Genomic DNA, 13,837 nt, shown 5'->3' on the forward strand with positions numbered 1-13,837 from the left:
AGTTGAAGACATACTCAAGCAACTCCTCGGGTGGCTGTAGAAAATGATCCGCTTCCAGCATTGCGTCGATGTACGAGAATATCTGCTTCACCTGCCAGGGACTGTTGACGGAATGAAACCACACCGAGCGTCCGTCAAAGACGAGGCTCGCAACGTTAGACAAAACACAGGGTCCGAGGCACCCGGCCTTCGTCAGATGGACTGTATTGCGCATCTTCCGGCGAGTCCATTCCTCTTTGTAGGTTTCGACTGGGACCTGTGCATAGCCGCGCTCAGTCCTCCCACAACAGCATCCTGAAAAGCAATAGGAAAGGTGCGCGCGCCGCTGCACAATATTCACAGGGCGCCCATCCGCTCGTACTACGCGTTGCCGATGCATGTCAGTCAAGGTTCGCACCTCTTTCTGATGCCACGGCGGCAGGTTCGAGGCAGAAAACCCAAATGAGCAACGGTATGAAAATAACGATCATGCATCTTCATGTTCTCCGCAGAAGTCTGCCGGTTACTCTCGGGTAGGTCTCCTGGCTTGGAGGTTGCAGGGTGATCTGCGCGCCGCTTTACCTTCCCCAGCCATCGGCCGAGTGGTACTTTAAAGCAGCTTTCCTCACTTACAGTGGCGGAACCGCGCCGGCTCTTCACCGGACTTCCCTGTTATGCCCTGGTGGGCACCCGAGACAGCCTTCGTTATACCACAATGAATTCGCTAAAATGTCGGGCTCGTGTAAGCGCTAACGATGAGCCGGTAGATCCGACACCAAACGTGTGCATCACGCATTAACGGTCATCACTCGCATATCTGGCGAAACTAGTAGTTTCGCATCGGTCCGCGCCTTCAGCTCATTGACGTCCATCCCCTCGGCGACCTCAGTCAACACGAGTCCTTCAGCCGTCACGCGGATCCAGCAAAGCTCCGTGACTATATCATGCACAACACTTTGTCCAGTCAGCGGCAGCGTGCATTCTTTCAAAATCCTCGAAGCTCCATCCTTGGTCTGATGCTCCATCGCAACGATCACACGACGCGCCCCCGCCACCAGATCCATCGCGCCCCCCATGCCCTTGACCATCTTTCCCGGGATCGTCCAGTTCGCAAGGTTGCCATGCTCATCTACCTGCATCGCCCCAAGGATGCTCATATCCATGTGTCCACCGCGAATCATCGCGAACGATTCCTCACTCGAAAAAAATGAACACCCTGGAAGTTCCGTCACGGGCTGCTTGCCTGCATTGATAAGGTCAGGGTCAGCGCACTCATCGGTAGGAGGCGCACCGACACCAAGCATCCCATTTTCCGACTGGAACATTACATCGATACCCGCACGCACATATCCTGCGATCATCGTTGGAAGTCCAATGCCGAGATTTACATAAAACCCATCTCGAAACTCTCGTGCAATCCGCCGTGCAATCCGTTCCTTCCCTGTCACAACGCACCTCCGGATTGAATAAACTTTGACTCAATTGGTTTTCGATATGCCGCGCCCACAACAATGCGATTTACATAAATTCCTGGAGTAACGATGTGGTCCGGATCAAGCTCACCCGGCTCGACCAGCACCTCGACCTCGGCGATGGTTAGCTTGGCCGCAGTCGCCATCGCCGGATTGAAGTTTCTCGCCGTCTTCCGATAGACCAGATTCCCCAACCGGTCTCCCTTCCAAGCTTTGATCAGTGCAACGTCTGCATGAAGCGCCTGCTCAAGTACATAAGTTCTGTCGCCAATCTTGCGTATTTCTTTGCCCTCGGCCACAACCGTACCTAGACCTGTCGGCACATAGAACGCCGGGATACCTGCGCCACCTGCGCGAATCCGTTCCGCGAGCGTCCCTTGCGGAATCAGGGTTAGATCCAGCTCTCCCTTTAATACCAGGGCCTCCAACCGACGGTTTTCGCCTACGTAGCTGCCGATATGCGAGGCGATCATACCGGCCTCCAACATCAACCCCATTCCAAAGCCGTCAACGCCCATGTTGTTGCTGATCGTATGCAGTCCGGTAATCCTGCGCTTCACTAAGGCGGCGATCAGGTTCTCTGGGATCCCGCAAAGCCCAAAGCCGCCAAGCATTATCGTAGAACCTGGCGCAATATCGACCACAGCGTCGTCTGCAGTCCGAACGACTTTATTCATCGGATAAAAACCTCACGTGCGGCGGAAGAGTACACGCCTCGTTGGGGCGAATCGTTATTTGGTTTGCGTCGAAAAAGTAAAGGTCGTCGTGCTGTGAAGCATCTCGCCCGTCTTCAACTCTGTGGTCGGAAAGGAAGGATGATTCGGTGAATCGGGAAAGTGCTGCGTTTCGAGACAGAGAGCGGTGTTCTTCGCATTGCTCTGCTGCGCGCTGCCATACGCGGCACCATTGAGTGAATTGCCGGTATAAAACTGAACTCCCGGCTCGGTTGTCGTCACGGTCAGAACACGCCCACTCGAAGGATCGTAGACTCGAGCCGCTGTCTTCACCTCACCATTCTTGCCGCGCAGCACCCAGTTGTGATCATAGCCACCGCCGATTTTCAGCTGTTCATTGTCGTCGTTGATCCGTGCACCAATAACCGTAGACTTACGAAAATCAAACGGTGTGCCCTCCACCGAAGCCAGCTCTCCCGTAGGGATTTGACTCGCATTCACAGGCGTGTACTGGTCTGCCGGAATCATAATCTGCTCGTCAAGAATGGTCTTCTTCGGATCGCCTGAAAGGTTGAAGTACGAGTGATTGGTCAGATTAAGCACCGTGTCTTTGTCGGTCGAGGAGCTATAGTCGATGCGCAATGCGCCGTGATGAACCGTGTATCGGACGTGGACAGTCAACGTTCCTGGATATCCCTGGTCGCCGTCCTTGCTCACCAACGTCATCTCCACACCATCTGCAATAGGCCGCCCAGTCCACACCAGGCGATCGAAACCTACCGTGCCACCATGCAGCGAGTTGGCGCCGTTATTCGTTGGGATCTGGTACTGATGGCCATCGAGCGAAAACTTTCCGAACGCAATGCGATTCCCATATCGCCCCACGATCGCGCCGAAGTATGTCGACTTATCCGCAAGATAGCCATCCAACGCGCTGTAGCCCAGGACCACATCGGCGATTTTGCCGTCGCGATCTGGCGTCTTGATCGAAACCACGCGAGCTCCCAAGGTCATAATGCTTGCCTCGATGCCTTCGCTCTTCAGCGTGTAAAGATCCACTGCCGTGCCATCGGATGTCGTCCCAAAGGGGGTCTTCGTCACTGAGCCGTGTGCAGCCATCGCAGTTGTCATGCTAAGCAGCATAAGCTTTAGCCATCTCATCGTCACTCTCCTCGCCACTTTCGAGCCTAGCATCCTTTATGCGGTCTGTTTGCAGCGAGATATTGCTCGCTCCAGCGACCTTCGCCACTATACGTGAAGCCCTGCGAAACAGCGACAAGATGGGCAATCGAATCCACTACCGGAAGGGAAAGCATCGGCCGATCCGGACCGATCGCATACGCTCACCGGGTGGTGACGAAACGCTTGGGTCGAGATCATCGATCAAGTTGCAGCTTCCGCAAAAAATCTATGAAAGAACCTAATCAATAGCCGGGCGACCACAAGAGACTTCTACCGCTCCCATGGCTGCAACACCTTCACCGAAGCCATACCAGCGGCCATCGCCGCCTGAATTCCCATCTCCGTATCCTCGAAGACAAGGCAGTCCTCGGGTTTCACTCCCAACCGCTTTGCCGCGAGCAGAAACGGCTCTGGATCGGGTTTGCTTTGCTCATAGTCTCCCGCACAGACCAGCGTTTCGAATTTGTCCAGAAGTCCCAGCACCTCCAGTGAAGCCGTTACAGAGTCTCGGGTACTGCCAGATACCACAGCAAACGGGATGTGCCCGTGGCTAAACTCGATATGCTCCAGCACCTCTGGCACCGCCTTCAGCTCGGGAAGAATCTCGAAGTATAGTGCTTCCTTGCGCTTTGCCACTTCCTCCACTGGCATCGCCAAACCGTCGCGTACATTGAGGGTGGCGATAATCTCTGCTACAGGCATTCCACCCCACGCATAGAACGTCTGCTCTCCAAACTCGCAGTTCCATTCCGCCAGAACCCTCTTCCACGCCACATAGTGCAGCGGCATCGAATTGACAATGGTCCCATCACAATCAAACAGGTAGGCCTTGAAAGTCCCTTTCGGCAGCGTCAACTTCGGCAATTCAACCCCCATCAATCACTCCTTATCCGTGCGTGCAAAGATCAGCGGCGGCGGGTGCGACCAGAACTTGTGGTCTCACCCGCCGCCGGCTTGTCTAAATCGAATTAACTATTTCAGTTCGTGACCGGCAAAAAAGTACCCAATCTCAAAGGCCGCAGTGTCTTCGGCATCCGAGCCGTGGATCGCATTCTCTCCAATTGACGAGGCGAACTTCTTACGGATAGTCCCTTCCTCGGCCTGGGCAGGGTTAGTCGCGCCCATCAGCTTGCGCAGATCGGCGATCGCGTTGTCCTTCTCAAGTACCATCGGGAAGATGGGCCCGCTCGACATGAACTCCGTCAGTTCACCGAAGAACGGCCGCGCCGCGTGGACATGGTAGAAGCCTTCTGCCTGCTCCTTCGAAATCGAAAGCCGTTTGATCGAAACAATCTTAAACCCTGCCTTTTCAATCTCGGCCAGGATAGCTGCGGAGTAGCCCTTACGAACGGCGTCCGGCTTGATGATGCTGAAAGTGCGCTGTGACAACGTATTTCTCCTAGGTGAGTCTCTATTACTTAGTGTAGAACAAGGCCAGCGAACCGCGCCTGTTCGACCTTGGCTGCAACTTCTCCCCGGAGCATGGATGCATGCGGATGTTCCAAAAGACAGCTTGGATATGGTTTTTGGGCTTCGCCGCGTGGCTTGCGGACGCACTCCTCAGTCTGCGGCTGCATAACATTCTTCATGCGCGCCTCGCTCTGATGGTCGCGATTGTTTTCTTCACCGCCGGGCTTTTTTATCGCCGTCAGACTTGAAGAGGCAGGTGGGCTGGCTGGTTCTATGTGATTGGCAAATTCATCTTGTCCAGAGGGTACCCCCCGGGGGGTATTTGCGCGCAAACCACTTTATATCAGCTACTTACAAAAAACCCGTCCTTGCAAAATCGTCATTCGAAAGGGGTTACAGCTAAATTCGTCCAGGCTAAGGGGTTACGCGCTTTCGTGGCTTTTAAATCGTCATAAGATTCTGGAGACTCTGGCCGTCTTCCCTATTTACTCAGTATATCGGATTGACCATAACTCATACGCCAAGCGGATGTGGTTGATTACGCTGGCTTTACATGGATCAAGGGGTTGACAAGCGAAGTGGGCCGCGAGGAGCCATCTGGCAAGTGGCGGGCGGTGAAAGTGAAGATATTTTTTGAGTTGGGGTCGCTGACTTAGAGCAAAGGAGAGACGGGATAGTCCGGCGGCGCATAGGGGGGAACGCCCAGGACGGTGTCGACGACCCTCTGCTCGCAGGTTTCCGAGTGCAACCTACCGTTGGAATAAAAGACTTGTCTTCCGGGAACAGCGGGAACACGATCCCCTGGGATGACGACGCCGGCGAGGTTCATCGGGTCGGCGGCGGCTACTGCGATGATGGCGCTGCACTCGCGAGTGCGCGAGGCGCGGATGGATTCGACAGCCTCAGGGAGTGCGTATTGCTCGCCACCAAAGCCGGACAGGAAGCGACCGCCGCGGACCTCGCCGCGGGCTTCGAGACGGCGAAGGATGTTGAGAAGATCTCGCCATCTGGGAGCGTTGGATTCGCCGAGGAGCAGGTCGCGAAATAGAACGCCGTAACGATTTAGAAGGTGGCGGGCGAAGGATTCCAGAGCGGCTTCGGTGCGGTGAGCCTGCTCGATTGCTGTAGGCGCGGCGTGAAGCTCTGCGGTGAGCAACGACCATCTGCCAGCCGAGCTGCGTGCAGTGCGCCTGGCGGAGGTTTCGGTGGTGATGGACTTACGGCGGGGATCCATGCAGGCACGAAGCTGGTCGAATCCGTCCGCGGCCGCGAGGCCCGCGGTGGCGAGTTCCCACAGAGCCTGCTGCGTTTGCTGCCGTGTGAGGTTAGCAATGCGCTGGATATCGTTGGCGAAGCAGGCACCACGTTGCTGGAGAAGGGTTCGAAGTTGCAGAGCTGCGGGGCTGAGGGCCGCGGCGAGCTTGTCCTCTTGAACGCACTGTTGTGCAAGGGAGTGAGGGAGCCAATCTGCGGTCTCGCGAATGAAGAATGTGATGGGTGCGGCGTTGGTGGGAATGACCCGCCGGGGGGAGGTTCCGTCTCCTGCAGACCATGCTGGATGAGGCGAGATGCGGCCCCAGCCCACTGCTCCAGAGAGACAGAGGGCATCGAGCCAGCGGGGGTCATAGTTGGCAACGCGAGAGGGAAGGAGGGTGCGCTCCCACTCGACGGCGGGGGCTTCGAATCCCTCAAGCTGGCGAAGAGCTTCGAAGACTCCCTCTTCGCCCGAGAGCTGCGTTTGAGGGGCCAGATGTTGCCACGTCAGGAGCCATCGCATGTAGACCGCGGGCGTAACTGGTTCGACCTGCTTGCGGAGAGTTGCCACGGTTCGGCGGTGGATACGTTGGAGAATGCGGCGTTCGCACCACTCAATATCGTGGTCTTCTGTTCTAGCGGGGTATTCGAAAGCACCACGCATCAGCAGGCCTTGCATCTCCATTGTGAGGAAGGCCTGGAAGATGGCGGCAGGGTCGAGGCTGAGTGTGCTTGCGAAGGCGTTGGCTGTAGTCGGGCCGAGAATTTGTAACCATCCTCGAACTAATTTCTGGATGGACTCTTTTTTTGTAACTGGGTTGGTCGCATTTGGCTCCGAGGCGGAGATTTGTTCCGCCTCAAACGAAATGCGAGGGTCTCTCCACTCCGCAGCAGACGATGAAACCGCCTGCTGCTCCGGTCGAGATGACGCATCCTGGGTAAGTCGAGATGACGCATCAGAAAGTGGTCGAAATGACCCATCCTGGGTAAGTCGAGATTCGTCTCGGAGCGGATTGAGGACAGCGATGTAGGGGAGGCGTTCGGTGGCGACCCAACAAGGCGTTCCGCTTAGGTCAAGGGTTTCGGCGCGGCCTCTTTGTGTTAGGCGTTCGTAGAAGACGGGCCAGTGACGAGATTCTTCGCGGTCGATGACCGTGAGCGGGAGGGCGATGAGGGAGTGGAGGAGGTCGTGGAGCTCGTTTTCGTCGCGGAGGTCGGGCCATATCTCTTTGCGGATGGCGGCGATGGCGGCGGGGTCCAGCTTGCCGGGCTGGTCTGGAAGGTTTCGGCCGAGTGAGGTGGCGCGGGCTCGGCGCTCTTCGAGACCGGCTTCGTCGAGGTAAGCGTAGGGATTAGCGTTGAGAAGTTCGTGGGCGAACTGAGAGGGGGTGGGCGTGTCAACAGCGAGACAACGGATGGTGCCGCCCTTTATTCCGCGAAGAACCTCGATGAGACCCTCAAGGTCCATCGCTTCCTGAAGGACGTCCTGCATGACCTCGTTAACAAGCGGGTGGTTGGGAATCTGGATATCGCCAACAATGGTCTCGAAGCAGGCGGCGGCCTGTGGGAAGACCGATGCCATCAGATCTTCTGAACGGGTGCGCTGGATCTGGGGGGCGATGCGTTTTCCTTTTGAGAAGCGGAGAAGCTGGAGGCTACGCCCGGCGGCCCAACGCCAGCGATTTTTGAAGATGGGGGACGCGATGGAGGCTTGCTCCAGAAGCTCCTTCGCAGTGTGTTCGGTGAGGAAGTGGAAGACATCGCCGAGGGGGAAGCTGTGTTGCTCGGCAAGGGAGATATTGATGCCGTTGTCTGTGGCGGCGGCTTGCAGCTCGAAGTTGAAGCCTCGGCAGAAGCGTTTGCGCAGGGCGAGCCCCCAGGCTTTGTTGATTCGGCCGCCGAATGGGGCGTGCAGGATGAGTTGCATGCCGCCGCCGTCATCGAAGAAACGTTCGGCGATGATGGTGGTTTTGGAGGGAACAGCTCCAAGTGCGGCGCGGCCGGTGACGATATAGGCGATGAGTTGCTGGGCTCCGCTGGCGCAGACGCCGCACTCCTGCATCAGCCAGGCGGATGCGGCAGCGATCTCGGGTTGTGCGGGAGAGAGGTATCCTGGGGTTAGGTTGGAGGTGAGGGAGGAGATTTGTTCGCGAAGTTCGCCTACGCCGTCCGAGAGGATTGCGGTCCGCTGCGGGGCTTCGCCTTCCCAGAAAGGCAGGCTGGGAGGTGCGCCGTGTGCGTCTTCGACGAGGACGCGACCGGTGGCCTCGACGCGCTGAATGCGCCAGCTTGAGGTGCCTAGTAGAACTACATCGCCGGGGCTGGAGTCGACGGCGAAGTGCTCATCCAGGGTCGCGATCTGCACACCTTCCGGCTGAAGGATGACGCTGTAGAGAGCCGTGTCGGGGATAGCGCCGCCGTTGGAGATGGCGATCATGCGGGCGCCGCGGCGAGGGTGGAGATGATGTTGAACGCCGTCGCGAAGAAGGTATGCGCCGTAGCGGCCGCGGGTGGATTCGATGCCCTCGGTCAGGAGGATGAGGAGCTCGTCGAAGGCTTGCCGTGTGAGGTTGCGGTACGGATAGGCGCGGCGGAGTGTGTTGTAAAGGGCGTCTTCCTCCCAGGGCTCCGCTCCGCAAGCTGCGACGATCTGCTGCATGAGGACGTCGGCGGGCTGCGGAGGAATTTGTAACTGATCCAGTTCGCCAGAGCGCATCTTTCTGACGAGAGCTGCTTGTTCGAGGAGATCGTCGCGCGTGGTGGCGAAGAGGCGGCCCTTCGGGATGGCTCCGCGCCAGTGGCCGGCGCGACCTACACGCTGCATGGCAACGGCGATTGATCGTGTAGTACTGATCTGGCAGACCAGGTCGATGTCGCCGATGTCGATGCCGAGTTCCAGAGATGCAGTGGCTATCAGAATTTTGATTTCGCCGTTCTTAAGGCGCTGCTCGGCATCGAGCCGGAGGGTGCGGGAGAGCGAGCCGTGGTGTGCGGCGACGTGCTCAGGGCCAAGACGAGTGGCAAGCTCAAAGGCGATCTTTTCGACGAGGCGGCGGGTATTGACGAAGACCAGGGTTGAGCGGTGATTTTGAGCATGGGCGGCAAGTTTGTCGAAGATCTCTTCCCACATGCCATTGTTGGTTACGGAGCCGAGTTCGTCGCTGGGGACCTCGATCGCGATGTCGAGTTCGCGGCGCTGGCCTACTTGTACGATGGTGGCGGGTTTGCGGTCGTCGTGGATGCCAGTGAGAAAGCTGGCGACGAGTTCTATGGGATTCTGCGTGGCGGAAAGACCGATTCTTTGGGGGGGCGCGGCGAGGCCAGTGAGGAATTGGCCGGGGCTGAGGCGGTTTTCCCCCGTAACCAAAGCATCGAGGCGTTCGAGTGATAGAGACAGGTGGGCGCCGCGTTTGTCGTCGGCTACCGCGTGGATCTCGTCGACTATGACTGTTTGAACGCGGCGAAGATTTTCCCTGCTCTTGCCGGCGGTGAGGAGGATGTAGAGCGATTCGGGGGTAGTGACAAGGATGTGAGGCGGATTGCGGAGCATGGCAGCGCGTTCTCTTGGAAGCGTGTCGCCTGTCCGGACGCCGGTGCGGATTTCCGGACAAAGATAACCGCGCTGCATTGCGAGCTGTTGGATCTCGGCGAGTGGACCGTCGAGATTTTTCTGAATGTCGTTGGAGAGAGCTTTGAGGGGGCTAACGTAAATAACCTGCGTGCAGAGGGTCAGTTGGCCGGAGATCGATTGTCGCAGAAGCTGATCGATGCAGATTAAGAACGCCGCGAAGGTCTTTCCTGAGCCGGTTGGAGCTGAGATGAGGGTGGCATTGCCGCCGAGAATGCCAGGCCAACCATGGGTTTGAGGCTCGGTGGGGCTGCCGAATTTGGAGAGAAACCACTCGGCCGTAATGGGATGTGCCCAAGAGAGCGATTGGGGGACTTCCAAAGACATTCGCTGATTGTAGCGCGGTTTTATTCGTTCTTTATTCGCCCTTTGTTATCTACATATTGCCGGTGCCGACATCGGAGGCAGCAGCTGCAATGCTCGATTCATCGAGGTACTGCTCAATCACTTTTTCAAGAGTTCCCTGAGCCGAGAGGATGAAGTCAATGGCGTCCCGACCGGCTCCAAACCCGCCCGGATTCGGGGTAACGAAGTGAGCTACGGATTTTACCTGCTGACGAGCATTGGCGGTGGCGATGGCGAGGCCGCACCGGCGCATGACCGGAAGGTCAATAATGTCGTCACCAACGTAGGCAAGCTGCTCGAGCGTGCAGCCGGTCTTCTCAAGGATTTCGTTGATCGCGTTCATCTTGTGGGACTGGCCCTGGTAGACAAACTCCAGCTTAAGGTCATGGGCGCGAATGGCTACAGTCTGAGATTGACGTTTGGTTATGATTCCGATGCGGAGGCCGCCGAGACGGCCAAGGGAGATTCCGAGTCCGTCGTGGGCAGCAAAGCCTTTTGCTTCGATCCCATGGCCTTCTGAGTTTGGGATGACGAAGATCTGTCCGTCTGTTAAAACTCCATCTACGTCGAAGATAAGAACCTTGATATTTTTCGCTCGGGCGTCGGCGGTCATGGCTTGATCATAGCTTGACGGCCCACGATCAAGTCAGACACGGAGATCCTCGCAGTTGTTCCTGGATTCAGCGGGATGGTCAGCCTCCTGCTATTTCATGTTGTAGGGAAATTCGAATACCAGACCAGCGATTGGCAGGACGATATTTACAAGTTGCTCGTGCTTGACACGCTCGAAGTAGACGCGGCCGCTAGTAACTTCGTTAGGAGATAGGGACGTTGCCTCGAGTGGATGTTCGCTAGCAGCTTGGTCGGCGGCTCTATTTTTTGCTTCTGCGTCGAATTGCTCGGGGTTGGGGTCTTGTGAGTCGCCCGGACCGGTCGATGATGTGACAACTTGTCGGGGAAGCAAAGAGGAGCCGAGCTGAGGAGTTGGGGGTGTCGGAGATTGCGGGGTGGGGGCCGAAGGAAGATCCTTGACGTCATTAGGAGAGACGTAGAGCAGTACCTTGGGCTTTGGGGTGATAACCTCAACGCGAAAGTCTTCCGGGGTCACATTCTGGGACATGATGGTGTTGTTGGCGATGCTGACGTCGGCACGGGTGTAGGGCCCCTCTTGCGAGATGGAGACCATGACGGTGAAGCGCGGGGAGTTGATGACTTTGTAGTTGCGACCGTAAAGCTTTTTGCTGATGCAGTTTGCGTTGGGCTGACAGGTGATTACGTTATCGGGAAGGATGGTCTGGGGAACGGTCGCGGCGAGGGTAACGGTTGGGGAGGTAAGGGCAAGGAGGAGGGAGATTTGCTGCATTCGAGTCATGGGGAGACCTCCTGCTGGATCGCAGTGCAGGTAACTTAGCAGTTACCAATGAGGTACTGAATCACTCGATAGTTGTATAGTCGTGACTCTGTGATGTGGCAGCGTGGAGGGGAAATTGCGAAGGGTTGCAATGGACGCCAAACGTCCATTGCAACCCTTGTGTACTTTTTGTTGGGCACGGAACTGCTCAGCCTGGCTCTGCAGCTTTCCGCGGAGATGGGGGTGGGTTAGGCGGGCTGGATGTTTGCAGCCTGCTTGCCCTTGGGGCCAGTGGTGATGTCAAACGTTACGCGCTGGCCTTCCTGGAGGGACTTGAAGCCGCTGGAGTTAATTGCAGAGTAATGCGCGAAGAGATCCTCTCCACCGTCTTCCGGGGTGATGAAGCCAAAACCTTTTGCGTCGTTGAACCATTTCACTGTACCGTTTGCCATGATGCGTCCTACTTTCATAAGGCGATATTTCGCCATTAGTTATAAGGGTAGCAGGATGTGAGCGAATTTCAATCAATAAGGTTACAGGTTTCTTCGGAAAGGAGGCTGAAGTTGGTCTCCGAGGGTCAACCTGTGGTCTTTCATGACCTTTTCCCTGGCGCTGGCAGCGACTTCGGATGCGGTTTGGATGCGCGTTTGCTGGCGGTTTTCAATTTTTTTGCCGTCGTCGCGCGCGGGGCACCCCCCACCCTGGGGTACTTTGGGGGTAAGTTGAATGGATGCAATCGTTTAGCGGCAGGATATGTCGCTAAATTATTGCATCTATGGAAGTTACACACAAAATACTTGTTTTGTTGTAGTTAGCCCCGCATTGCGGTGAGTTTTCTCTGTTTTCGCTGTTCCTACGAGCTGCGGGGGCGGTGCATGTTGTGGTGTTTTTGCCGCCTTTCGTGGTGAGTTTGTGGTTCGTTGTGGACACGTTAAATTCCAAGGGCTGCCACAGCTCTCGCTGCAGGCAGCCCTTGGTTTCGATCTGTAATTTAATTGTAGCGGATTGGACATAACTCATACGCCAACTTTGGCGAAGATTTGTTTGGTTATTTTCGGGTCGTAAAAATTGGCTGGTCGAGACTTGGCTGTTTTCGGGTTTCAAAGGCTAGGATAGGCATTGCCCTTATGACGACGACAAAATCGAGTTCTGTATTTCTTCTGGCCAGGAGTGCTATCACTGGTGCGCTTGGCGGCCTGCTGTTCGGCTTCGACACGGCTGTGATCGCCGGGATCACCCACGCGCTGACGGATAAATATCAGCTCTCGCCGGCGAATCTTGGCTTTACGGTTTCGATTGCGCTGTGGGGTACGGTGATTGGGGCGATGGGTAGCGGCGCTCTTGGCCAGAAGCTGGGCAGCCGCAAGGCGCTGCGATGGATGGCGGTGCTGTATGTGATCTCGGCGCTTGGGTGTGCGCTGGCTGGTAGTTGGACCATATTTTTGTTCTTCCGGTTTCTGGGCGGTCTGGGGATTGGCGGCTCGTCGGTGCTGGGGCCGGTTTATATCGCGGAGCTTTCGCCGGCGAAGTGGCGCGGGCGGATGGTGGGGCTGTTTCAGATCAACGTGGTGGTTGGAATTCTGCTGGCGTATCTCTCGAATGCGATTGTGGCGCACTTTGGGTTGGGAGCGATCGAGTGGAGGGTGCAGATTGGAGTGGCGTTTGTTCCGGCGGCTCTGTTTCTGATCATGCTGCTGAGTGTTCCGCAGAGTTCGCGATGGCTGATTACGCAGAACCGGATTGCGGAGGCTACGCTGACGCTGCAGCGGATGGGTTCGCCTGACTCTGAGGCAGAGGTGCAGGAGATTATCGAGTCGATTCGGCAGGAGAGGCTGGAGTCGGCGACAAAATTGTTTTCCGCGCAGAATCGTCTGCCTATCTTTCTGGCGATCTCGATTGGGATGTTCAATCAACTGACGGGGATCAACGCGATTCTGTACTACCTGAACGATATCTTTGCCAGTGCGGGATTCAGCCGGGTGTCGAGTGACCTGCAGGCGGTGGCGATTGGGGCGATGAACCTGGTGGCGACGCTGGCTGGAGTCTCGCTGATCGACAAGGTGGGACGTAAGAAGCTGCTGCTGGTGGGAGCGGTGGGCTGCGGGATTTGCCTTCTGGCTGCTGCGATGATCTTTCAGACTCAGTCGCATCAGCAGTTTCTGCTGGCGGTGTTGATTGCTTATATTGTCTCCTTCGCGTTCTCGCAGGGGGCGGTGATCTGGGTTTATATCAGCGAGGTGTTTCCAACGAGTGTTCGGTCGAAGGGGCAGAGTCTTGGTTCGTCGGCGCACTGGATTACAAATGCTTTGATTGCGAGCATTTTTCCGGTGCTGGCTCGTTATTCGAAGTCGATTCCGTTTTTCTTCTTTGCGGTGATGATGGTGGTGCAGTTTTTGGTGGTGCTGTTTGTGTATCCGGAGACGAAGGGGTTTACGCTGGAGTCGATGCAGAAACATTTGCATGAGAAGGTGAAGCCTGCGGCTTGATTTTCTTTTGGTTGCTTTGTGGATGCAAAGCAAAAGCAGATCCCCTTCGGGGATGA

At 56.5% G+C, this 13,837-nt stretch carries 12 protein-coding genes and 1 riboswitch; of the genes, 2 read left to right on the plus strand and 10 right to left on the minus strand.

Features of this window, described 5'->3' with window-relative positions:
* The 6 genes from RBB81_RS00565 to ndk all read right to left on the minus strand — a co-directional run.
* The coding region (locus tag RBB81_RS00565) for a hypothetical protein (protein ID WP_353072330.1) at positions 1-214 on the minus strand (214 nt) is incomplete at its 3' end.
* A gap of 280 nt (positions 215-494) precedes the next feature.
* Positions 495-688, minus strand: a riboswitch (cobalamin riboswitch).
* Positions 689-767: 79 nt separating this feature from the next.
* Positions 768-1,427 (minus strand): 3-oxoacid CoA-transferase subunit B, encoded by a 660-nt coding sequence (locus RBB81_RS00570; RefSeq protein WP_353072331.1) that lies wholly within the window; start codon positions 1,425-1,427, stop codon positions 768-770.
* A complete protein-coding gene (locus RBB81_RS00575; RefSeq protein ID WP_353072332.1) occupies positions 1,424-2,128 on the minus strand; it encodes a CoA transferase subunit A in 705 nt (234 codons plus the stop codon). Before RBB81_RS00575 ends, RBB81_RS00570 begins: the two co-directional genes overlap by 4 nt.
* Positions 2,129-2,182: 54 nt before the next feature.
* The gene (locus tag RBB81_RS00580; protein WP_353072333.1) at positions 2,183-3,286 is read right to left on the minus strand and encodes an aldose epimerase family protein; all 1,104 of its coding nucleotides are present in this window, start codon (positions 3,284-3,286) and stop codon (positions 2,183-2,185) included.
* A 291-nt stretch (positions 3,287-3,577) separates the two neighbouring features.
* Positions 3,578-4,183: an HAD family hydrolase gene (locus RBB81_RS00585; protein WP_353072334.1), complete on the minus strand. Its 606-nt coding sequence runs from the start codon at positions 4,181-4,183 to the stop codon at positions 3,578-3,580.
* 96 nt (positions 4,184-4,279) lie between these two features.
* Complete coding sequence (gene ndk / locus RBB81_RS00590; protein WP_179585698.1) at positions 4,280-4,696, minus strand: nucleoside-diphosphate kinase; 417 nt, start codon at positions 4,694-4,696, stop codon at positions 4,280-4,282.
* Positions 4,697-4,797: 101 nt separating this feature from the next.
* Between ndk and RBB81_RS00595 the strand changes: the two genes are divergently transcribed.
* Positions 4,798-4,965: a hypothetical protein gene (locus tag RBB81_RS00595; RefSeq protein ID WP_179585700.1), complete on the plus strand. Its 168-nt coding sequence runs from the start codon at positions 4,798-4,800 to the stop codon at positions 4,963-4,965.
* A gap of 404 nt (positions 4,966-5,369) precedes the next feature.
* Here the strand turns inward: RBB81_RS00595 and RBB81_RS00600 are convergent, their stop codons facing one another.
* The 4 genes from RBB81_RS00600 to RBB81_RS00615 all read right to left on the minus strand — a co-directional run bounded on the left by RBB81_RS00600 (position 5,370) and on the right by RBB81_RS00615 (position 11,747).
* Complete coding sequence (locus RBB81_RS00600; RefSeq protein WP_353072335.1) at positions 5,370-9,926, minus strand: DEAD/DEAH box helicase; 4,557 nt, start codon at positions 9,924-9,926, stop codon at positions 5,370-5,372.
* 49 nt (positions 9,927-9,975) lie between these two features.
* Positions 9,976-10,557, minus strand: a complete 582-nt coding sequence (locus RBB81_RS00605) for a KdsC family phosphatase (RefSeq protein ID WP_353072336.1) — start codon at positions 10,555-10,557, stop codon at positions 9,976-9,978.
* 90 nt (positions 10,558-10,647) lie between these two features.
* Positions 10,648-11,316: a hypothetical protein gene (locus RBB81_RS00610; RefSeq protein ID WP_353072337.1), complete on the minus strand. Its 669-nt coding sequence runs from the start codon at positions 11,314-11,316 to the stop codon at positions 10,648-10,650.
* 227 nt (positions 11,317-11,543) lie between these two features.
* Positions 11,544-11,747, minus strand: coding sequence for a cold-shock protein (locus RBB81_RS00615; RefSeq protein ID WP_020712649.1), 204 nt, complete (start codon positions 11,745-11,747; stop codon positions 11,544-11,546).
* 675 nt (positions 11,748-12,422) lie between these two features.
* Here RBB81_RS00615 and RBB81_RS00620 point away from each other — a divergent pair.
* Complete coding sequence (locus RBB81_RS00620) at positions 12,423-13,781, plus strand: sugar porter family MFS transporter (RefSeq protein ID WP_353072338.1); 1,359 nt, start codon at positions 12,423-12,425, stop codon at positions 13,779-13,781.
* Positions 13,782-13,837: the final 56 nt, after the last annotated feature.

This window comes from Tunturibacter gelidoferens (assembly GCF_040358255.1).
Lineage (GTDB): Bacteria > Acidobacteriota > Terriglobia > Terriglobales > Acidobacteriaceae > Edaphobacter > Edaphobacter gelidiferens.

Excerpts from the sequence above, each read along its gene's own strand:
- RBB81_RS00575 (WP_353072332.1), bottom strand. The coding sequence starts at position 2,128 with ATGAATAAAGTCGTTCGGACTGCAGACGACGCTGTGGTCGATATTGCG.
- RBB81_RS00580 (WP_353072333.1), bottom strand. The coding sequence starts at position 3,286 with ATGAGATGGCTAAAGCTTATGCTGCTTAGCATGACAACTGCGATGGCT.
- RBB81_RS00585 (WP_353072334.1), bottom strand. The coding sequence starts at position 4,183 with ATGGGGGTTGAATTGCCGAAGTTGACGCTGCCGAAAGGGACTTTCAAG.
- RBB81_RS00595 (WP_179585700.1), top strand. The coding sequence starts at position 4,798 with ATGCGGATGTTCCAAAAGACAGCTTGGATATGGTTTTTGGGCTTCGCC.
- RBB81_RS00600 (WP_353072335.1), bottom strand. The coding sequence starts at position 9,926 with ATGTCTTTGGAAGTCCCCCAATCGCTCTCTTGGGCACATCCCATTACG.
- RBB81_RS00605 (WP_353072336.1), bottom strand. The coding sequence starts at position 10,557 with ATGACCGCCGACGCCCGAGCGAAAAATATCAAGGTTCTTATCTTCGAC.
- RBB81_RS00610 (WP_353072337.1), bottom strand. The coding sequence starts at position 11,316 with ATGACTCGAATGCAGCAAATCTCCCTCCTCCTTGCCCTTACCTCCCCA.
- RBB81_RS00615 (WP_020712649.1), bottom strand. The coding sequence starts at position 11,747 with ATGGCAAACGGTACAGTGAAATGGTTCAACGACGCAAAAGGTTTTGGC.
- RBB81_RS00620 (WP_353072338.1), top strand. The coding sequence starts at position 12,423 with ATGACGACGACAAAATCGAGTTCTGTATTTCTTCTGGCCAGGAGTGCT.